This is a genomic window from Kitasatospora sp. NPDC001309 (assembly GCF_042896295.1).
GTDB lineage: Bacteria > Actinomycetota > Actinomycetes > Streptomycetales > Streptomycetaceae > Kitasatospora.
In genome coordinates, this window is the sequence record NZ_JBIAXC010000001.1 from 1 (window position 1) to 18,932 (window position 18,932).

At 73.3% G+C, this 18,932-nt stretch carries 14 protein-coding genes; 6 read left to right on the top strand and 8 right to left on the bottom strand.

Annotated elements, in window-relative coordinates; all coding sequences use genetic code 11:
- Nucleotides 1-240 precede the first annotated feature (240 nt).
- Nucleotides 241-939 (top strand): metal-dependent hydrolase, encoded by a 699-nt coding sequence (locus ACFY2K_RS00005; RefSeq protein ID WP_387708873.1) that lies wholly within the window; start codon nucleotides 241-243, stop codon nucleotides 937-939.
- Between the two features lie 245 nt (nucleotides 940-1,184).
- On the opposite strand, the gene ACFY2K_RS00010 is transcribed toward ACFY2K_RS00005, so the two are convergent.
- From ACFY2K_RS00010 to nhaA, 4 genes are all read right to left on the bottom strand, one after another.
- Nucleotides 1,185-1,394, bottom strand: coding sequence for a hypothetical protein (locus ACFY2K_RS00010; RefSeq protein ID WP_380527157.1), 210 nt, complete (start codon nucleotides 1,392-1,394; stop codon nucleotides 1,185-1,187).
- 143 nt (nucleotides 1,395-1,537) lie between these two features.
- A complete protein-coding gene (locus ACFY2K_RS00015; protein ID WP_387708877.1) occupies nucleotides 1,538-2,581 on the bottom strand; it encodes an alpha/beta fold hydrolase in 1,044 nt (347 codons plus the stop codon).
- A gap of 83 nt (nucleotides 2,582-2,664) precedes the next feature.
- Nucleotides 2,665-3,141: a phage holin family protein gene (locus ACFY2K_RS00020; RefSeq protein ID WP_375887612.1), complete on the bottom strand. Its 477-nt coding sequence runs from the start codon at nucleotides 3,139-3,141 to the stop codon at nucleotides 2,665-2,667.
- A gap of 276 nt (nucleotides 3,142-3,417) precedes the next feature.
- Nucleotides 3,418-4,812, bottom strand: coding sequence for a Na+/H+ antiporter NhaA (gene nhaA, locus ACFY2K_RS00025; RefSeq protein WP_387708880.1), 1,395 nt, complete (start codon nucleotides 4,810-4,812; stop codon nucleotides 3,418-3,420).
- A gap of 377 nt (nucleotides 4,813-5,189) precedes the next feature.
- On the opposite strand from nhaA, the gene ACFY2K_RS00030 reads away from it, so the two are divergent.
- Nucleotides 5,190-6,599, top strand: coding sequence for a serine hydrolase domain-containing protein (locus tag ACFY2K_RS00030; protein ID WP_387708883.1), 1,410 nt, complete (start codon nucleotides 5,190-5,192; stop codon nucleotides 6,597-6,599).
- A gap of 137 nt (nucleotides 6,600-6,736) precedes the next feature.
- Here ACFY2K_RS00030 and acs read toward each other — a convergent pair whose 3' ends face one another.
- From acs to ACFY2K_RS00045, 3 genes are all read right to left on the bottom strand, one after another.
- A complete protein-coding gene (gene acs, locus ACFY2K_RS00035) occupies nucleotides 6,737-8,704 on the bottom strand; it encodes an acetate--CoA ligase (RefSeq protein WP_375887603.1) in 1,968 nt (655 codons plus the stop codon).
- A 461-nt stretch (nucleotides 8,705-9,165) separates the two neighbouring features.
- Nucleotides 9,166-11,529, bottom strand: coding sequence for a SulP family inorganic anion transporter (locus ACFY2K_RS00040; protein ID WP_387708886.1), 2,364 nt, complete (start codon nucleotides 11,527-11,529; stop codon nucleotides 9,166-9,168).
- 528 nt (nucleotides 11,530-12,057) lie between these two features.
- A complete protein-coding gene (locus tag ACFY2K_RS00045; protein WP_375887599.1) occupies nucleotides 12,058-13,065 on the bottom strand; it encodes an ATP-binding protein in 1,008 nt (335 codons plus the stop codon).
- A gap of 219 nt (nucleotides 13,066-13,284) precedes the next feature.
- Between ACFY2K_RS00045 and ACFY2K_RS00050 the strand changes: the two genes are divergently transcribed.
- The gene (locus ACFY2K_RS00050) at nucleotides 13,285-14,175 is read left to right on the top strand and encodes an oxidoreductase (RefSeq protein ID WP_387708889.1); all 891 of its coding nucleotides are present in this window, start codon (nucleotides 13,285-13,287) and stop codon (nucleotides 14,173-14,175) included.
- Between the two features lie 406 nt (nucleotides 14,176-14,581).
- On the opposite strand, the gene ACFY2K_RS00055 is transcribed toward ACFY2K_RS00050, so the two are convergent.
- On the bottom strand, nucleotides 14,582-15,379 hold the full coding sequence (locus tag ACFY2K_RS00055) for an HAD family hydrolase (protein ID WP_375887701.1): 798 nt from the start codon (nucleotides 15,377-15,379) through the stop codon (nucleotides 14,582-14,584).
- Nucleotides 15,380-16,252: 873 nt separating this feature from the next.
- Between ACFY2K_RS00055 and ssd the strand changes: the two genes are divergently transcribed.
- The 3 genes from ssd to ACFY2K_RS00070 are packed head-to-tail and all read left to right on the top strand — an operon-like array spanning nucleotide 16,253 to nucleotide 18,932.
- Nucleotides 16,253-17,377 carry a septum site-determining protein Ssd gene (ssd, locus tag ACFY2K_RS00060; protein ID WP_380399521.1) on the top strand — a complete coding sequence of 375 codons (1,125 nt, stop codon included), beginning with the start codon at nucleotides 16,253-16,255 and terminating at the stop codon, nucleotides 17,375-17,377.
- A complete protein-coding gene (locus tag ACFY2K_RS00065) occupies nucleotides 17,377-18,714 on the top strand; it encodes a TadA family conjugal transfer-associated ATPase (RefSeq protein WP_387708893.1) in 1,338 nt (445 codons plus the stop codon). The genes ssd and ACFY2K_RS00065 overlap by 1 nt, the downstream gene beginning before the upstream one ends.
- The gene (locus ACFY2K_RS00070) at nucleotides 18,711-18,932 is read left to right on the top strand and encodes a hypothetical protein (protein ID WP_380588288.1); all 222 of its coding nucleotides are present in this window, start codon (nucleotides 18,711-18,713) and stop codon (nucleotides 18,930-18,932) included. Before ACFY2K_RS00065 ends, ACFY2K_RS00070 begins: the two co-directional genes overlap by 4 nt.

The following is an 18,932-nucleotide window of genomic DNA, read 5'->3' on the forward strand; positions in this document are numbered from 1 at the left end:
ACCACCCGCCTGACCGCCAGCCCCGACAGAATCGGGCAATACCTCCGCCCGAAACCCTTCGCGGCAGCCTAAATCGGTATCGAACGCCCTCTGAGACCGCGCCCCGAAACCGCAGGGCCCGCCGGTGCGGGATCCGTCGTACCGTCAGGCCGCCCTGGTAGCCTCGGCGGCGCTCACCCGTTCGGCTCAACCGGGTTGCCGTCCCGGAGTGAGTCAACGGGAGGTCGTGGTAGTCCGATGATGGGTCATTCGCACGCGGTGAGCGGGGCGATGCTGTACGCGGCCTCGGCCCCGTTCCTGCCCCCGCTGCTGCTGCACACCACGCTGCAGCCGGCGGACATACTGATGGGCACGGTGCTGTGCGCGGGCGCGGCACTGCTGCCGGACCTCGACCACCACGACGGTTCGATCGCCAACTTCCTCGGCCCGCTCTCCAAGGCGCTCTGCCGCTTCGTGGCCTGGGCCTCCGGCGGGCACCGGCACGCCACCCACTCGCTGCTGTTCGTCGCGCTGATGGGCGGCGGCACCTGGGCCGGCGTCACCTTCCTGGGCCGCTACTTCACCCTCACGGTGACGTTCTTCCTGCTGGCACTTGCGGTCAAGGCGCTGCGGCTCTGCCCGCCGAGCAACGGCCCGGAGGCGTGGATCACCGTCATCGGCCTGGCCGCGCTCGGCACCTTCGGGATGAACACCTGGATGCCCAACGCGCCCGGCTGGCTGCCGTACGCGGTCGGGCTGGGCACGCTGGCGCACCTGCTGGGCGACTGCCTGACCAAGAAGGGCGCGCCGCTGCTGTGGCCGCACAAGGAGCGCTACGAGATCGTGCTGATCAAGCGCAGCGGCAACAACGTCGAGACCAAGGTGCTGGTGCCGATCATGTCGGTGGCGACCTTCGTGCTGCTCTGGTTCACGGCGCTGTCACCGCAGATCGTGAACTAGGCGCAGAACGCCAACTAGGGCCTGTCCGGCGGATCTTGCCAGGCGCGCGACGCCGGGCATCCCGCCTGGACGCACGCCCGAATCGCCCAAGTACGTCCAGTACGAGGCCGACTCGGGCGCACGCCCAGCCGGGCGCCCAACGCCGCGCGCTGATCTGCCAAGATCCGCCGGACAGGCCCTAGCCGCAGAACGTGAATCAGCCGCAGAGCGTGAACTGAACGGCGGCCGGAAGCGGCGCGTGGCCCTCAGGTCTCGCGCCGCAGCCGTGCGCCCACCCACCGGGCGCGCCGGCCGAGGATGCGCGGGATGCCCAGCTGCCGCTGCGCCCCGCGCTGGCGGCGGTCGAGGCCCTCGAAGCCGAGGTCCTCCGCCCGGTCCGGGAGGTGTGCGGGGCGCTGGGGACTGTTGTGGCGTCGGCCGCGCGGGGCGTCGTCGCGATCGGGCATCCAGGTCATACCGGAATGGATGCCCCTGGGCCGGAGGGAGTAACCGCCCGGGTGCGCCGAAACTGGCCCATGCGCATGTCATATGAGCGCAACATCAAGGGAGTTGGGACTTCCGACCCCTTCCGGTAGCCCTGGGGAGGGCCCTCCGGTCGTCACTCCTTGTGGCGACCGACCCAGTCCAGCAGCTCCGCCGTGAACTCCTCCGGAGCCTCCTCGTGCGGGAAGTGCCCGACCCCCGGCAGCAGCCGCCAGCGGTAGGGCGCCGCCACGTACTCGCCGCCGCCCAGCGCGGTGTGCGACAGCAGCACCGGGTCCGCGGCGCCCTGGACGTGCAGGGTCGGTGCGGTGATCGGCTTCTTCATCCGGCGGGCGAACTGGATGCCGTCCGGCCGGGCCATCGAGCGCAGCAGCCAGCGGTACGGCTCGATCGAGCAGTGCGCGGTGCTGGGGATCTGGATCGCCTGCCGGTACGCGTGCACCGCCGCCCCGTCCAGCTTGTTCGGCCCGGCCCACTCGTCCAGGTAGCGGCCCACCAGCGCCGCGTCGTCGGCGACCAGGCGGCGTTCCGGTATCCACGGCCGCTGGAAGCCCAGGACGTGGTCGAAGGCGGCGATCTGCTTGCGGTCCGTCAGCAGCGCCCGGCGCAGGTCCCGGGGGTGCGCCGCGGAGACCGCGGTGAGGCTCTGGATCACCGAGGGGCGCATCACCGCCGCCACCCAGGCCAGGGTGCCGCCGGAGGCGTGCCCCACCAGGTGCGCGCGGCGCTCGCCGAGCGAGCGGATCACCCCGGTGATGTCCAGGGCGAGGTTGCCCGGGTCGTAGCCGCGCGGGGTGCGGTCGCTGCCGCCGATGCCGCGCAGGTCGAGCGCCACGGCGCGGTAGCCGGCCTCGGCCAGCGCGGTCAGCTGGTGGCGCCAGGCCCACCAGTACTCGGGCCAGCCGTGCACCAGCAGCACCAGCGGGCCGGAGCCCAGCTCGGTGATGTGGAAACGGGCGCCGTTGGCCGCCAGGTCGCGGTGCTTCCACGGACCGGACTGCCGGATGCTCCACGCCTCGGCAGCGGTGTCCTCGGACCGCCCGGGGGCGGCGGCGCCCTCGACGGCCTCCGGGCCGGTCTCCGGGCCGCCCTCGGGCCCCGAGGCGGGGCCGGAGACGGCGGACGGCTGCGCGGGAGCGGGCTTCTGGTCGAGCGGCATACCGAGAGCGTGTCACATCCGTGCGAAGGACACGTGCCCGGCACTCGCTGCGGGCGGGTCCGGGCACGTACGGGCGGGGGCGGTTACGGGATGCGGCCCAGGCCCCGGTCGATCTCCTCCTGGGTGGCCGGGCGCGGCCGGGCGTTCCTCAGCACCTCGGCGGTCTTCTGGGCGCCCTCGATGGTGCGCTCCGGCTTCTGGATCTTCTTGAAGAAGCGCCCCGCCAGCAGGAAGAGGACGGCGGCGAGCACCCAGTAGGCGGCTGCCACGATGAGGAAGGACCAGCCGAGCGACAGGCCCAGCGCGTGGATGCCGAAGGCGAACGCGGCGCTCAGCATCGGAACGGAGAACAGCAGCACCACGGCGGCGACGGCGCCCGAGACACCGCCGGCGACGCCGCGCTTGACGTCCGCCTTGATCTCGGACTTGGCGAGCGCGATCTCGTCGTGGACGAGTGCGCTCAGGTCGGCGGTGGCCGCCGCGAACAGCTGCCCCACCGAACGCTCGCCCTCGTAGGGCGCCCGGCCGTTGCTGGACGGGTCTGCGGCTCCTGTGGGCATCAGCGGTTCTCCTCTGCGGCTGTTGCGGCGTGACGCCGTCGCGGTGCGCGGTTTCCGGGGCCGGTGGGGGATCCGGAGGCGTCAGTGGTGTGTCGACAGCTCAGAATCATGCCCCTACCGGTCAGTCGGACACCACTCCGGGGCCCCGCCGGAGGGACGTGTCCTGGCTTCGGAAGGCGGCCGCGGGGTGCGGCGCGGGGTGCGGTACGGCGTGGAGTGCGGTGCGGCGCGGGGTGCGGCGTGCGGTGCGGTGCGGTGCGGGCCCCTCGGCGGGGCTCAGCGGTCGCTGCCGGGACCTTCGCCCGGCCGGGGCCGGGGTGCCTCGGCGAGCGCCGCCCGGTCGGCGGTCCGGGCCCGCCAGGCCGGATCGTCCTGCTGGTAGACGTCCGGGATGCCGTCGCCGTCCTCGTCCCGGTCCTCCTCCTCGCACAGGGCGCGGTAGTGCCGGTTGCGCAGCTTGAGCAGCACGGTGGCGACCACCGCGCAGAGCAGCGAGCCGACCAGGACGGCCGTCTTGGAGCGGTCGGCCAGCGCCAGGTCGTCCGGGAACGCCAGTTCGCTGATCAGCAGCGAGACGGTGAAGCCGATCCCGGCGAGCACCGAGACGGCGAACAGGTCGGCCCACTTGAGCTGGGGGTTCAGCTCGGCCCGGGTGAACCGGGCGGCCAGCCAGGTGCCGCCGAATATGCCCACCGTCTTGCCGACCAGCAGGCCGATCACGATGCCGAGCGGGGCGGCCTGGGTGAACACCTCGCGCAGGGCCGGGCCGGAGATCGTCACCCCGGCCGCGAACAGGGCGAACACCGGGACGGCCAGTCCGGCCGAGAGCGGGCGGACCAGGTGCTCGATGTGCTCGCCGGGGGAGTGCTGCTCGTCGCCCTCCCGGTGGCAGCGCAGCATCAGGCCCATCGCGACGCCGGCGACGGTGGCGTGGACGCCGCTCTCGTGCATCAGCGCCCAGACCACGAGGGCCAGCGGCACGAACAGGTACCAGCCCTTCACCCCGCGCCGGTGCAGGAACCAGAACAGCACCAGACCGGCGAAGGCCAGGCCGAGCGCCCAGAACTTGATCCCGGAGCTGTAGAAGACCGCGATGATCAGGATCGCGATCAGGTCGTCGACCACGGCCAGGGTCAGCAGGAAGGCGCGCAGCGCGGAGGGCAGGTGACTGCCGACCACGGCCAACACCCCGAGGGCGAAGGCGATGTCGGTGGCGGTCGGGATGGCCCAGCCGCCGGGGTGGCCGCCGCTGCCGGAGTTGACCAGGGCGAACAGGATCGCGGGCAGGGCGACGCCGCAGACGGCGGCGATCACCGGTAGCAGCGCGGCGCTCGGGGTGCGCAGCTCGCCCGCCACGAACTCGCGCTTGAGCTCGATGCCGGCCACGAAGAAGAAGACCGTCAGCAGGCCGTCCTTGGCCCAGCTGGCCAGGGTGAGGTCGAGGTGGAGCGGGGCGGAGGGGCCGATCCGGTGGTCGAGCACGCTCTCGTACGCGTTCGGCCAGACGTTGGCCCAGATCAGCGCGACCACGCCGGCGGCCAGCAGCAGCATCCCGCCGACCGTCTCGGTACGCAGGGCGTTGGTGACGAAGGTGCGCTCGGGCAGCGACAGCCGGCCGAGGAACTGCCGGCGGCGGGTCGTCGGCTCGTGGGCGGGCGGCTGGTCGGTCACGGGGACCTCCTGGGGCTGGGAGCGGCAAACGGATGCACGGGTGGTGCAGTTGCCGACCAGACTTCCCGGCGCGCCCTGTGACGCCCGCGGATCCTGTCAAGGGCCTTGATGCGTCCTTAACAGTCTAGCGGGACGTTCGGGTGACATCCGGATTGTCCTAGTAAATGACTTAAGCCCTGGGGGCCGCTACTGCACTCCCGAGGAGCAGCGGACCGGTACCCGAACGGCCCAGGCCGAGTGCAGTCGGGTGAACGGCTCCCTAAGGTCGATCGCAGGCGCCCGCCCGATCCGGGCCGGTGCGCAGCCCTTCGGTTCTCGCTGTTCTCGCTGTTCCCACTGTTCCCGCTGTTCCCGCTGTTTCTGCTGGAGGCACGACCATGTCCGGTGGTGGCACCACCCTGCCCCAACCGCCCCTCTTACCCGGTGAGCCCGCCGACGCCGACCGGCATCCCGGCCGGGTGCTCCACCCGGCCCCCCGTCCGGAGTTCGCCCCGGAGTTCAGTCCGGAGCTCGGCCCGGAGTTCGGCCCGAAGTGCCGTGTGGAGGCCGCCGAGGACGTCCCGGCGGACCTCGACCGGCTGCTCCGTCCGCTGTTCCGCTCCGCCGGACCGGACGGCGGCGTCGCCGTCGTGGTGATCCGCGGCGACGAGCGGACGGTCGCCTGCCGGGGGCACTCCGACCGCTCCGGCCGCCACCCGGTCCGGGCCGACACCCGCTTCGAGCTCGGGTCCGTGACCAAGACCTTCACCGGACTGCTGCTCGCCGAGATGGCCGCCCGCGGTGAGGTCCGCTACGACGACCCGATCGACCGCTACCTCCCCGCGAACGCCGTCCCCGGCTACCCGCACGAGCGGCCGATCACCCTGCTCCACCTGGCCACCCACACCTCCGGCCTGCCCCGACTGCCGGTCGGCCTGCTGCCGGCCGCGGCACCCCGGTGGTTCACCCGCCCGTACGCCACGTTCGGGCCGACCCACCTGCTCGACGCACTGTCACGGACCCCCGTCCGGGGCACCCCGGGCACCCAGGTGCGGTACTCCAACCTCGGCTCCGGGCTGCTCGGACTGCTGCTGGCCAACGCGGCCGGACAGCGCTACGACGACCTGCTGGCCACCCGGGTCTGCGGGCCGCTCGGCCTGCTGGACACCTCCAGCGGCCCAGGCCGGGAGGACGTCAGCGGGTACCGGCGCGGCCGACGGGTGCCGTCCTTCCGGCTGCCCGCCCTGCCGGGCGCCTCGGCACTGCGCTCCACCGCGGACGACATGCTCCGCTACCTCCAGGCCCACCTGTCGCTGGACGCCGTCCCGTTGCCCGAGCGAGCCGACGCGGCGGCGCTGCGTACGGCGCTCGGCGAGGTCCGTCGGCCGAGGGTGGGGCGGCGCCGGGGCGGTACCCGGCTCTGCGTGGGCTGGAACCAGTGGGCGCCGGGCGGTGTGCTGGGTGCCGGCCAGGGTGGGGGCGGCGCGGACGGCGCCGGCGGCGAGGCCGGTGCGATCGGCTCGGTCGGTGAACTGGCCGCGGTCGACGCGGTGGGGGTGCCGGCCGCGGGGGAGGGCGCCGAGGAGCTGGTGTTCCAGGTCGGGTCGACCCGGGGGTTCAGCACCTTCGTCGGGTTCAGTCCGCGGGCCCAGGTCGGGCTGGCGGTGCTGGCCGGAGCATGGACGGGAGTGCGGGTCCTGCGCGGCCGGGGCATCGTCCAGGGCGCCTACGAGACCCTGCGCACCCTGGCCGCCCAGCGCGGCACGGCGATCGGCACGGTGACCGGTACCGAAGCGGCGGAGGGGTGAGCCCCGTACGACGTGACGACGTGACGACGTGACGAAACCTGATGCTGTGACGACGTGACGGCGGGGCCCCGGGTGGTGGTCACGCACCGCCCGGGGCCCCGCTCCGTATGGCTGCTGAAAGGCTTCTGACGCCTCGATCAGCCGTTGTTGCTGTTGCCGTCGCCGTGCGGCGGCAGCTGGGCCTGGATCTGGCTCATCACCGTGCTGTCGGCGAGGGTGGTGGTGTCACCGACCTCGCGGCCCTCGGCGATGTCGCGCAGCAGACGGCGCATGATCTTGCCGGAACGGGTCTTCGGCAGCTCGCCGACGACCTTGATCTGCTTCGGCTTGGCGATCGGGCCGAGCGTGCGGCCGACGTGGGCGCGCAGCTCCTCGACCAGCTCGGGGGTCTCGGTGACGCCGCCGCGCAGGATCACGAACGCGACGATGGCCTGGCCGGTGGTCGGGTCGGCGGCGCCCACCACGGCGGACTCCGCCACGGTCGGGTGGCCGACCAGGGCCGACTCGACCTCGGTGGTGGAGATGTTGTGGCCCGAGACCAGCATGACGTCGTCGACCCGGCCGAGCAGCCAGATGTCGCCGTCCTCGTCCTTCTTGGCGCCGTCACCGGCGAAGTAGCGGCCCTCGAAGCGCGACCAGTAGGTGTCGATGTAGCGCTGGTCGTCGCCCCAGATGGTGCGGAGCATGGACGGCCACGGCTCGGTGAGCACCAGGTAGCCGCCGGAGCCGTTCGGGACCTCCCTGGCCTCGTCGTCCACCACGGTGGCCGCGATGCCCGGCAGGGCGCGCTGGGCCGAGCCCGGCTTGGTCTCGGTGACGCCCGGCAGCGGGCTGATCATCATGGCGCCGGTCTCGGTCTGCCACCAGGTGTCGACGATGGGGGCCTTGCCGCCGCCGATGTGCTCGCGGTACCAGACCCACGCCTCGGGGTTGATCGGCTCGCCGACGCTGCCCAGCACCCGCAGCGAGGACAGGTCGAACTTCGCGGGGATGTCGTCGCCCCACTTCATGAACGTGCGGATCGCGGTCGGCGCGGTGTAGAGGATCGTCACGCCGTACTTCTGGACGATCTCCCAGAACCGGCCCTGGTGCGGGGTGTCCGGGGTGCCCTCGTAGATGACCTGGGTGGCGCCGTTGGAGAGCGGGCCGTAGACGATGTACGAGTGGCCGGTGACCCAGCCGATGTCGGCGGTGCACCAGTAGACGTCGGTCTCCGGCTTGAGGTCGAAGACCGCGTGGTGGGTGTAGCTGGCCTGGGTGAGGTAGCCGCCCGAGGTGTGCAGGATGCCCTTGGGCTTACCGGTGGTGCCCGAGGTGTAGAGGATGAACAGCGGGTGCTCGGCCTCGTGCGCCTCGGGGGCGTGCTCGGTGGACTGACGCGCCGTGATCTCGTGCCACCAGACGTCGCGGCCCTCGGTCCAGGCGATCTCCTGCTCGGTGCGGCGGATCACCAGGACGTGCTCGACGCCGTCGACCTTGGTGAGCGCCTCGTCGATGGCCGGCTTGAGCGCGGAGGGCTTGCCGCGGCGGTAGCCGCCGTCGGCGGTGATGACGAGCTTGGCCTGGGCGTCCTGGATGCGGGAGGCGACGGCGTCGGCGGAGAAGCCGCCGAAGACCACCGAGTGGGTGGCGCCGATCCGGGCGCAGGCGAGCATCGCGACGACCGCCTCGGCGATCATCGGGAGGTACACGGCGACCCGGTCGCCCTTGCGGACGCCGAGCTCCAGCAGCGCGTTGGCGGCCTGCGAGACCTCGTCCTTGAGCTGCGCGTAGGTGATCGAGCGGCTGTCGCCGGGCTCGCCCTCGAAGTGGATGGCGACCCGGTCGCCGAGGCCGTTCTCGACGTGGCGGTCGACGCAGTTGTAGGCCACGTTGAGCTTGCCGTCGGCGAACCACTTGGCGAAGGGCGGGTTGGACCAGTCGAGCGTCTCGGTCGGCTCGACGGCCCAGCTCAGGCGACGGGCCTGCTCGGCCCAGAAGCCCAGACGGTCCTCGGAGGCCTGGGCGTACGCGGCCGCGGTGACGTTGGCCGCTGCGGCGAGCTCTGCCGGCGGGGCGAAACGCCGCTCCTCCTTGAGCAGGTTGGCCAGGCTCTCGTTGCTCAACGCGCACTCCTCATCGAGTCATGATCTGGGGCGATCCCGTGCGTGGGGATTGTCCCGTGTGTCCCAGCGCACAGCTCACCAGGCGAACGGGCCAGTTGACAAGAGGCTCCTTGCAATTGGTGTAGACCTTTGACCGATCGTCGAACGGTCGATCGCCGAATCCGCCGTACGGTGGGCCGATCCTGGTACGACGATCCCATGACTGTGGTGCCGGTCACGACGGTGATCATGATGCCCGTCACGACGGTGGTGACGGTCATGGTGGTGGCCCCGGCGGCGATCCCGGCTCGATGTCGGTTCGACCGCAGCCCGATCACGGCTCGACCGCAGCTCGACCGCAGCCCGGTCGCGGCACGACTGCGCCACGACCGCCGTACGGCCCGCTGCCCGGAGGCGGCAGGCCGTACGGCGGTCGGAGGGCCCGTGTCCCGGCCCGCCCGGCGGAGACACGGACCCGGCTCTCAGGCGGCCAGCTGGGGCCCCTCCTCGCTGCCGGCGGCCGGAATCCGGGCGTCGTTTCTCACCCGTTCGGCCGAATCGCCCTCCGGCCGGGCCTCGACCGGGCTGAACGTCCCGGCGGCGCGGTCCAGGACGTAGGCCTGGGCGGTGGCGAAGTCGAAGTACATGCCGACCAGGCGCAGGGTGCCCTCCTCGACCCGGCGCTCCACCGCGGGGTTCGCCATCAGCTGGTCCAACTGCTGCACCACGTTGGTGATGCAGAGCTGCTCCGCGAGGTCCACCACCGGCCGGTCGGCGAACTCGGCCGGCGCCCGGCGGAGCCGGTCCAGCGAGCCGCGGCCGTTGCGCAGCCAGCGGGTCAGCGGGGTGGGTGACCCGGGGCGCTCGTGCACGCCGTCCAGCAGGGCCTTCATCGCGCCGCAGCCGGAGTGGCCGCAGATCGTGATCGAGCGCACCTCCAGCGCCTCGACCGCGTACTGCACCGCGGCGGCCACCGAGTCGTCGGCCGCACCGGGCTCGAACGGGGCCGGCACCAGGTTGCCGACGTTCCGGACGGTGAAGAGGTCGCCCGGCCCGCTGTTGGTGATCATGCTGGTCACCATCCGGGAGTCCGCGCAGGTCAGGAAGAGCTGGGACGGCGTCTGCCCCTCCCGGGCCAGCCGGGCGAGTTCGGGCCTGACCAGCGGGGCGGTGTGCTGCTGGAACACCCGGACGCCGTCCAGCAGCCGGCCGTGCGGGTCCTCCTGCTGCTCGATGCAGTGGTGGCCGCCCCACGGCGTCCAGGCCCGGCAGCGGTGCGGGCCCGGTGAACTGCCCGCGCGGACGGTGCCGTCGGGGTCGAGCACCTCGTCGTCCTGGCGCCGCGTCACCAGCGAGACCTGACCGCCTGCGGCCTGGTACCCCGTCCGCCAGTCGTGCAGCGTCTCGTAGGCGGCGTGGTCCAGGAAGGAACCGTCGTGCACGACGGTGACCTCGGCGCCCCTGGGGATCCCGGCCAGCGCCCGGCTCAGCCGGGGGACGGCGGTGAAGGTGAGCGGGCCGTGGGTCTGGACGGTGACCGAGCCGTCGGGGCCGGTCGCGACGTCCACGTGGGCCCGGGTGAGCCGGTAGAGCGCGAGCAGCACGGCGGTGGCCGCGCCGAGGCCGACGCCCCACAGCACGCCGAAGGCCACCACGGCGAGCAGGGTGGTCAGGTAGACCGGGAACTCGCGGTGCCGGTGCACGTTGCGGATGTGCGCGAAGCTCACCATCTGCAGCCCGACCACCAGCACCAAGGCGGCCAGTGCGGCCAGCGGGATCCGGCGCAGCCCACCGGTCAGCGCCAGGGCGGCGGTGAGCACCCAGACCCCGTGCATGACCGAGGCCCACCGGCTCTGCCCGCCGGCCCGGACGTTGGCCGTGCTGCGGACGGCGCCGCCGGCGATCGGCAGTCCGCCGACCAGCCCGCTGACCAGGTTGGCGAGGCCCTGCCCGCGCAGCTCGCGGTCGAGGTCGCCGGTGCGCTGGGACATCCGGTCCACCGCCACGGCGGACAGCAGCGACTCCACGCTCGCGACGGCGGTGACGGTGAGGACGGCGGCGAGCACCCCGGCGAGCGAACCGTGCGGCAGCGCGGGCACCAGTGAGTGCGGCTGCCAGGCGGGCAGTTCGATGTGGGCGAGCTGCAGGTCCAGGGCGAGGGCGAGCGCGGTGGCGACGGCCACGGCGGCCAGCGGGCCGGGCACCTTGGTGAGGCGGGCACCGAAATCGCCCGCGCGGCCCGGGAGTCGGCCGAGCCCGGGCCAGCCCAGCAGCACGGCCACGGTCACCGAGCCGGCCAGCAGGGCGGGTGGGTGCGGACCGGCCAACTGCCCCGGCATCGCCAGCAGGTTGGCGATCGCCGAGCTCTGCGGGGAGCCGCCGAGGACGACGTGCAACTGGGCGATGGCGATGGTCAGCCCGACCCCGGCCAGCATGCCGTGCACGATCGCGGGCGAGACGGCGAGCGCCGTCCGGGCCACCCGGCGTGCACCGAGCAGGAGTTGGAGCAGTCCGGCGGCGAGGGTGATGGCACAGGTGGCCCGCCAGCCGTACTGGGCGATCAGTCCGGCGGTGATCACGGTCAGCGCGGCTGAGGGGCCGCTGACCATGAGCGGGGTGCCGCCGCACAGCCCGACCACGATGCCGCCCACGGCCGCTGCTGCCAGCCCGGCGGTGAGCGGGGCGCCGGTGGCGAGCGCGATGCCGAGGGAGAACGGCACGGCGATCAGGAAGACCACCACGGAGGCGGAGAGGTCCTGGGCCCACCGGGCCCGGGAGCCGGGGCCGGGTGGCGCGTGGTCGGTGGTGTCGGAGGCGATGGGTGCGCTGGAGATGTCGAGGGTCATGGTCTTCCCGTCTGTCCGGGGGAACGAACGCAGTCAGGTCCGGTGGTGAGTCCGGGGTGGGGCTCCGGGGCGGATCGGCTGTCGTGGGTCGCGACGGTGTGGCGGGATGGCGTGGGCGCGGCGGGGAATGCGGGTGTCACCGGCCGGCGTCGACCATCTGGGCCCGCCAGGGGCCAGGGCGAGGAGCGGGATGTCTCGCCGAAGGCCGTCGGAACGGGCCATCAAGACTCGGTAAACCGAGGGTAATGAAATCTTTGCACAGCGTTGTTCTCGGAGGGAAGCGGAAAATCGCCGGTTCACCCCATTGGGTGGTGTTCGAACGGACGGGAATCTGCTGGTGGGAGGCTCGGGCCGGTCCCTGGACGCTCCCCTTGGGCGGCGCTGGGGCGTCGGTCGGGGGCGTCGGCCGGGGGCGGGGCCGGGGGTGGGGCCGGAACGGCGAACGGGCCGCGGCGTCCCCCGGGGTCAGGGGGAGGCCGCGGCCCGTCCGGTCGGTGGCGGTGCCGTGCTCGGGACCGCGCGGTGATGTCAGACGGGGGCTCCGGCCGGGAGTCCGCTCGGACGGCCGCTCGGGATTCCGCCGAGGACGAAGTCCTCGTCCACCTGGGTCGCCAGGTCGATGCCGACCTTGGCGTTGGCCCAACTCTCCGCGTTGCGCCGGTGGAAGAGCACCGCCTGCGCGGTGTAGCGGTGCTCGTCGCGCAGCCCGTACGCGGCTTCGGCCTCGACCCGCAGCTGCTCCAGCACGGCCCGGTTGGCCGGCTCCAGCGACCTCAAGGGCGGCTCGGCGCCCTGCTCCAGTCGGCGTACCCAGTCCGACTGCCCGAAGGTGGTGAGCAGGTCGTCGCCGACCTCGCGGCGCAGGAACGCCAGGTCGTCCGGGCCCTGCACCTTGTTGCCGATCACCCGCAGCTGCACGCCGAAGTCCCGGGCGTAGTCCTTGTACTGCCGGTAGACCGAGACGCCCTTGCGGGTGGGCTCGGCGACCAGGAAGGTGAGGTCGAAGCGGGTGAACAGCCCGGAGGCGAAGGAGTCCGAGCCGGCCGTCATGTCGGTGACCAGGTACTCGTCCGGGCCGTCCAGCAGGTGGTTGAGCAGCAGTTCCACCGCGCCGACCTTGGAGTGGTAGCAGGCCACCCCGAGGTCCTCCTCGGTGAACGCGCCGGTCGCCAGCAGCCGGACCGAGCCCTCGTCCAGCGCGATCGGGCGGGCGCAGGCGGCGTAGACCGGGTTCTCCTCGACGATCCGCAGCAGGCGCGAACCGTGCCCGGGCGGCGTGGTTTTGATCATCTCGTCGGCCGAACGGATCAGCGGGTTGCTGCCCCGGAGGTACTCCTTGATCTCCGGCAGGTGTGCGCCGAGCGAGGGCAGGGCGGCCGCATGAGCGTCCGTCAGGCCGAGTGCGGGGCCGAGGTGCTGGTTGATGTCGGCGTCGACGGCGATCACCGGTCGGCCGATGGCGGCCAGGTGGCGGATGAACAGTGCGGACAGCGTGGTCTTCCCGCTGCCGCCCTTGCCGACGAAGGCGATCTTCATCTGGGGCTCCGGCTCTCGCTCTGGGCCCTGGGGGCGGGCCGCGTGCTCAGGGGCGCGCAGGTGGGGGCGCCCCCTAACTGGAAATCGTTATCGTCTCCGATAGTGGCCATGCTAGCCGGGGTTTGGGGTCCGCCGGGGGAGGGAAGTGAGGATTGCCTCTAACGGGTGATGCGGGGTTGCTGTTCCGGGAGGGGCCGCCCGTTCATTACTCTCGGGTAGGTGAGCACTGGAACAGATCCCCTCGCCCCGTTGGCCCAGCTCCCCGGGGTGCCCGCCGCCGTGGCCGAGGTGCGCAAGGCCGTCGACCGGCTCTACGGCCACCGGGTGATGCGCCGCCGCGCGGCCGAGGTCACCTCCGAGTCCGCGCTGCGCGGCGCCCGCGCGTCGGCGGCCGTGGCCGGGGCCGACTGGCCCCTGGAGGAGGTCCGCCGGCGGACCGATTTCAGCGCGGACGCCGAGGCCCGTACGGTCGGTGCGGCCCTGCGGATCACGGCCGAGGCGGGTCAGCTGCTCAGCGTCTGGCGGCACTCGCCGCTCCAGGTGCTGGCCCGGCTGCACCTGCTCGCGGTCGGCGACACCGACCCGGCCGCCGGCCGGCCGCGCCGGGCGGGGGAGGGGGCCGAGGAGCTCTTCCCGCTGGAGCTCGAACCGGTGGAGAGCGTCGAGGTCGAGGCCGCGGTCGGGCCGACGCCCGTGCTGCCGCCCGCGCCGGGCGCGGAGGAGGTCGCGGCCCGGCTGGACCAGCTCTCCCGGCTGCTGGTGGCCCGCGCGGAGGGGCAGGGCGTGGGGACGCCGGCCCTGGTGGTCGCGTCGGTGGTGCACGGCGAACTGCTCGCCCTGCGGCCGTTCGGCAGCCACAACGGGATGATCGCGCGGGCCGCCCAGCGGATCGTGCTGATCGCCGAGGGCCTCGACCCGAAGTCGATCTGCCCCACCGAGGTCGGCCTGACCGAGCTGGGCACCGACTCCTACCGGCGCGCCTTCGCGGGCTACCTGGCGGGCACGTCCGAGGGCATGGCGGCCTGGATCGCCCACTGCGGGCGGGCGCTGCGACTGGGGGTGCGGGAGAGCACGGCGGTCTGCGAGGCGATGCAGCGCGGCATGGCCTGAGCCCGGGCGGAGAGTCCGCGCGACGCGAACCCCGCGGGCACGAAGATGCGGCGGCACCTGATCCTGCTGGGTGCCGCCGCTGGTGCAGACAGCCGGGTGACCAAGCATGCACCGGAAGTGCCGATCAGACGGGGATCCTGCCCGTTCGTCTGGTCCGGCGGCCCGACAGCGGGTCGGCTGCATGTGGGTGCTCGGATGTCTGTACGTGCGGTCCGTGGGGCCTGAACTGCGTTGTCGGTTTGACCTCTTCGGTCCTGACCGGGTCTCGCGGGCCGTGCTTCCTTTGTATCGCGTTTCGGCCGAAAGGGGAACCCGAAACGAGAAGTCTGTGCTGATCTGCCCGTTTCGAGGCTTTCCCGGTGGATCGCACCGGATTGCGGTGGATCAAGGTCTTCCGGTGGGCGCTTCAGGCGGCCGGGCGGCGCCGGCGGGCCAGGTACCAGATCACCCCGGCGGTCACCGCGGCCGTCCCGACCGCCACGGCCGTCAGCACCGAACCGCTCGGTGCGGAGAACTCCGGCACCCGCCGTCGCAGTTGCACCGGCCGGTCGAAGACCAGCACCGGCCACTCCCGGGCCTGCGCCTCCTTGCGCAGCGCGCGGTCGGGGTTGACGGCGGAGGGGTGGCCGACCGCTTCCAGTAGCGGCAGGTCGGTCGAGGAGTCGCTGTAGGCGTACGACGCGGCCAGGTCGTAGCCCTCCGTCCCGGCCAACTCCCGGATCGCCGCGGCCTTGTTCTCCGCGTAGGCGTAGTACTCGATCTCGCCGGTGTAGCAGCCGTCCTCGACCTTCAACCGGGTCGCGATCACGTGGTCCGCGCCCAGCAGTTCGCCGATCGGCTCGACCACCTCGGAGCCGGAGCTGCTGACGATCACCACGTCCCGGCCGGCCGCGTGATGCTGTTCGATCAGTGAGGCGGCCTCGTCGTAGATGATCGGGTCGATCAGGGTGTGCAGGGTCTCGGCGACGATCTCGCGGACCTGCTGGACGTTCCAGCCCCGGGTGAGCGCGGATAGGTACTCGCGCATCTTCTCCATCTGGTCGTGGTCCGCGCCGCCCGCCAGGAAGACGAACTGGGCGTACGCACTGCGCAGTACGGCCCGACGGTTGATCAGGCCGCCCTGGTAGAAAGGCCGGCTGAACGCCAGCGCGCTCGACTTGGCGATGATGGTCTTGTCGAGGTCGAAGAAGGCGGCGGTCCGCAGGCCGGTCGGCCGGGGGCGGGCGGGTGCGCTCGGCTCCTCGGGCCCGGTGGGGTCGCCCTGGGACTCGTCGGCGTGGTCGTCGGCGTTCTCGGTGGTGTCCACGGGAACCGAGGATAGAGGGAGCCGCAAAACACCCCGCCATTCGGTGTACTCGTGGGCGTGCGGGTTTGTGTTTCTGGCCGCTCGGGTACACCATGGAAGTCACGGATCGTTCGCGACCGTGCTAACCCGGTCCGGCTCCTCCCCCCCGAGTCGGGCTGTGGATAGACGACCCCCGCTCTCCCCCCCGGCGGGGGTCGTCGCACGTCCGGGGCCATTTTCAGGGCTTGAAGGCCCTTCGCGCAGGCTTCCGCGCGGTCCTTCCCGAGGTGTACAGGTGGTGTCGACGGCTCGATCCGTCCACCACCTTTCGTCACTCTGCGTTGCCGTCTGCTCATGACGCGCAGGATGCCCACGGCTGGTTCCGATCGGCTCCCCGGGGTCGTTCCGGCGAGATGCGCGGGGCCGTTCCGGCGGGGTGCGCGGGGCCGTCCTGATGGGGCGTGCAGGGCCGCTGGGGCGGGGGTGGGGAGGGCGGTCGGCTGGGGGGCGATGGACGGCCGGGCCGTCCCCGCGGCCCCCTTTCGTCAATTCTTCGACGAATAGCCCCCCGTCCGAGTGAACGTTTTCATCCACAACCCCCGAGTTATCCACAGGCAATCGGAACGTGGATGACGGAATCCGGATCTCCCCCCACCGTGATGGTCGGCGGCGGTCGCCGGGCAGGGCCTCACCCCTTCCTCTCCCAGAGGTCTGCCTGGCGGCCGTCCGTCGGAACCGTCCGACGCGTGCCGCGGCAGCCCCTGGTGGCCGCGGCACAGAGGGGAGAACACCATGTCGACGCCGATCACCTCCCACGTCACCGCCGAGGGCCCCGCGGCCACCGGGCCGCTCGTGGTCACCGGGGACGAGGACCTGGCCGAGCACCTGCTGCGGGTCTGCGCGGCAGCGGGCACCGAGCCCCGGCTGATCAGGGGCGCGCCGCCGCCGCGCGAGTTGTGGGAGGCCGCCCCGCTGGTCCTGGTCGGGGACGACCGGGCGGAGCACTGCGCGGGGCTGGGCCGGCGCAGCGGGGTCCTGCTGCTCGGGCTGGACCTCGACGACCCCGGCGTGTGGGTCAGAGCCGTCCAACTCGGCGCCGAGCACGTGCTGTTCCTGCCCGACGCCGAGGCCTGGCTGCTGGACCGGATCGCGGACGCGGCCGAGGGCGTCGGCTCCCCGGCCGTCACCGTCGCGGTGCTCGGCGGCCGGGGCGGGGCCGGGGCCTCGACCCTGGCCTGCGCCCTCGCGGTCACGGCCGCGCGGACCGGGCGGCGGACCATGCTCCTCGACGGCGATCCACTGGGCGGGGGCCTGGACATCCTGCTCGGCGGCGAGACGGCCCGCGGGCTGCGCTGGCCCGACCTGGCCGGTTCGCGCGGGCGGGTCAGCGGGGCCGAACTCGCCAGGGCGCTGCCGGCCCTCAAACGGCTCTCCGGGCTGTCCTGCCTGTCCTGGGACCGCGGCGACACCCTGACGGTGCCGCCGGCCGCCATGCGCAGCGTGCTCGCCGCCTCCCGACGGCGCGGCGGGCTGGTGGTGGTCGACGTGCCGCGCCACCTGGACGCGGCCGCCGGGCAGGCGCTGGAGCAGTCCGACCTGGCGCTGCTGGTCGTCCCGGCCGAGCTGCGTGCGGTGGCGGCCGCCGACCGGGTCGCGGCGGCGGCCCGGATGCGGCTCGGGGACGTCCGGGCTGTGGTGCGGCCGGTGCGGGCCGGCGGGCTCCCGGCCCACCGGATCGCCCGCGGGCTGCGGCTGGAGCTGGCGGGGGAGCTGGAACCGGAGCCGGGGCTGACCGAGGACGTCGAGAAGGGCGTCCCGCCCGGCACACGGGAGGGCGGTCCGCTCGCGCGCTTCTGCGCGAGCTTCCTGAACGAGGTGCTGCCGCCGGTGTCGGCGGTCGGAGGAGGTGCGTACTGATGGTCCGTCTGCGCAGGACAGGAACGCGGGGCGGTGCCCCGGCCCCGGGCGACGGTGCGCGGGAGCACCGGCCGCTCCGGAGCGTGCCGCCGCCCGGCGGGCCGGGCCCGGCCGGACACGGGCCCTGCCCGTACGGTCGGACGGCCAGCGAGGAGCGGTCGGCCGAGCTGGTGGACGCGGTCCGGCTGCGGCTGGCCGAGTCCGGGGCCGCCCCGACGGCGGGCTCGGTGGCAGCCGTGCTGCGGGCCACCCGGCCACCGCTCGGCGGGGACGAAGTGCTGGACACCGTGCGCTCGCTGCGCGCCGAACTGGTGGGTGCGGGCCCGCTGGAGCGGCTGCTGGCGGCGCCCGACGTCACGGACGTGCTGGTGAACGGTCCGGACGAGGTGTGGGTCGACCGTGGCGGCGGTCTGCACCGGGCCACCGGGGTCCGGTTCGCCGACGCCGAGGCGGTGCGGCGGTTGGCCCACCGGCTGGCCACCGCGGCCGGGCGGCGCCTGGACGACGCCCGGCCCTGGGTGGACGCCCGACTGCCGGACGGCACCAGGCTGCACGCGGTGCTGCCGCCGATCGCGGCCGGCTGCACGCACATCTCGCTACGGGTGTGGCGGCCCCGGCCGTTCACGCTGGACGAGTTGGTGGCGGGCGGCGCGCTGCCACCGGAGGGCGCGGAGCTGTTGGCCGGCATCGTGCGGGCGCGGCTGTCGCTCCTGGTCTCGGGCGGGACGGGCTCGGGCAAGACGACCCTGCTCGCGGCCCTGCTCGGCCTGGTCGGTCCGGACGAACGGATCGTGGTCGCCGAGGACTCCGCCGAACTGCGGCCGGCCCACCCGCACGTGGTCCGACTGCAGAGCCGACCGCCGAACCAGGAGGGGCTGGGCGAGTTCACCTTGCGGGACCTCGTCCGGCAGGCACTGCGGATGCGGCCGGACCGGCTGGTGATCGGCGAGGTGCGCGGGGCCGAGGTGTCGGACCTGCTGGCCGCGCTCAACACCGGCCACGAGGGCGGTTCCGGGACCGTCCACGCCAATACGGCGGCGGACGTGCCGGTCCGGCTGGAGGCGCTCGGCTCGCTCGCCGGGCTCGACCGCCCGGCCCTGCACAGCCAACTGCGGGCCGCGCTGGACGTGGTGGTGCACCTGGTCCGGGACTCGGACTCGGGGCGGCGCCGGGTGGCGGAGATCCACACACTGGCCGGGGACGGCAACGGGCTGGCGGTGACCACCCCGGCGGTGCGGTTCCCATCCGCGGGCGGCCTGGTGCCGGGGGCGGGCTGGGAACGGCTGGTCGGGCTGCTGGCCGCTCGCGGGGTGGCGATCGGGGCGGTGACGCCATGAGGGCCGTGGTGGCGGCGGTCTCGACCGCGGTGCCGGTGTGGGTGCCGGCCCCGGTGTCGGTGGCGGCGGCGGTGGCGCTGACGGGAGCGGGCCGGGCCGAGCGGGAGCTGCGGCTGGTGGAGATCGGGTTCGTGCTGTTCCTGGTCGCGTGTGCGACGGGCGCCCTGGTGCTGCTCGGGGCGGCGGGCCGGAAGGGTCGAGGGCAGGGAGGTGGGTGA

Excerpts from the sequence above, each read along its gene's own strand:
- ACFY2K_RS00010 (WP_380527157.1), bottom strand. The coding sequence starts at position 1,394 with ATGACCTGGATGCCCGATCGCGACGACGCCCCGCGCGGCCGACGCCAC.
- ACFY2K_RS00030 (WP_387708883.1), top strand. The coding sequence starts at position 5,190 with ATGTCCGGTGGTGGCACCACCCTGCCCCAACCGCCCCTCTTACCCGGT.
- ACFY2K_RS00015 (WP_387708877.1), bottom strand. The coding sequence starts at position 2,581 with ATGCCGCTCGACCAGAAGCCCGCTCCCGCGCAGCCGTCCGCCGTCTCC.
- ACFY2K_RS00070 (WP_380588288.1), top strand. The coding sequence starts at position 18,711 with ATGAGGGCCGTGGTGGCGGCGGTCTCGACCGCGGTGCCGGTGTGGGTG.
- ACFY2K_RS00045 (WP_375887599.1), bottom strand. The coding sequence starts at position 13,065 with ATGAAGATCGCCTTCGTCGGCAAGGGCGGCAGCGGGAAGACCACGCTG.
- ACFY2K_RS00040 (WP_387708886.1), bottom strand. The coding sequence starts at position 11,529 with ATGACCCTCGACATCTCCAGCGCACCCATCGCCTCCGACACCACCGAC.
- ACFY2K_RS00005 (WP_387708873.1), top strand. The coding sequence starts at position 241 with ATGGGTCATTCGCACGCGGTGAGCGGGGCGATGCTGTACGCGGCCTCG.
- ssd (WP_380399521.1), top strand. The coding sequence starts at position 16,253 with ATGTCGACGCCGATCACCTCCCACGTCACCGCCGAGGGCCCCGCGGCC.
- ACFY2K_RS00020 (WP_375887612.1), bottom strand. The coding sequence starts at position 3,141 with ATGCCCACAGGAGCCGCAGACCCGTCCAGCAACGGCCGGGCGCCCTAC.
- ACFY2K_RS00065 (WP_387708893.1), top strand. The coding sequence starts at position 17,377 with ATGGTCCGTCTGCGCAGGACAGGAACGCGGGGCGGTGCCCCGGCCCCG.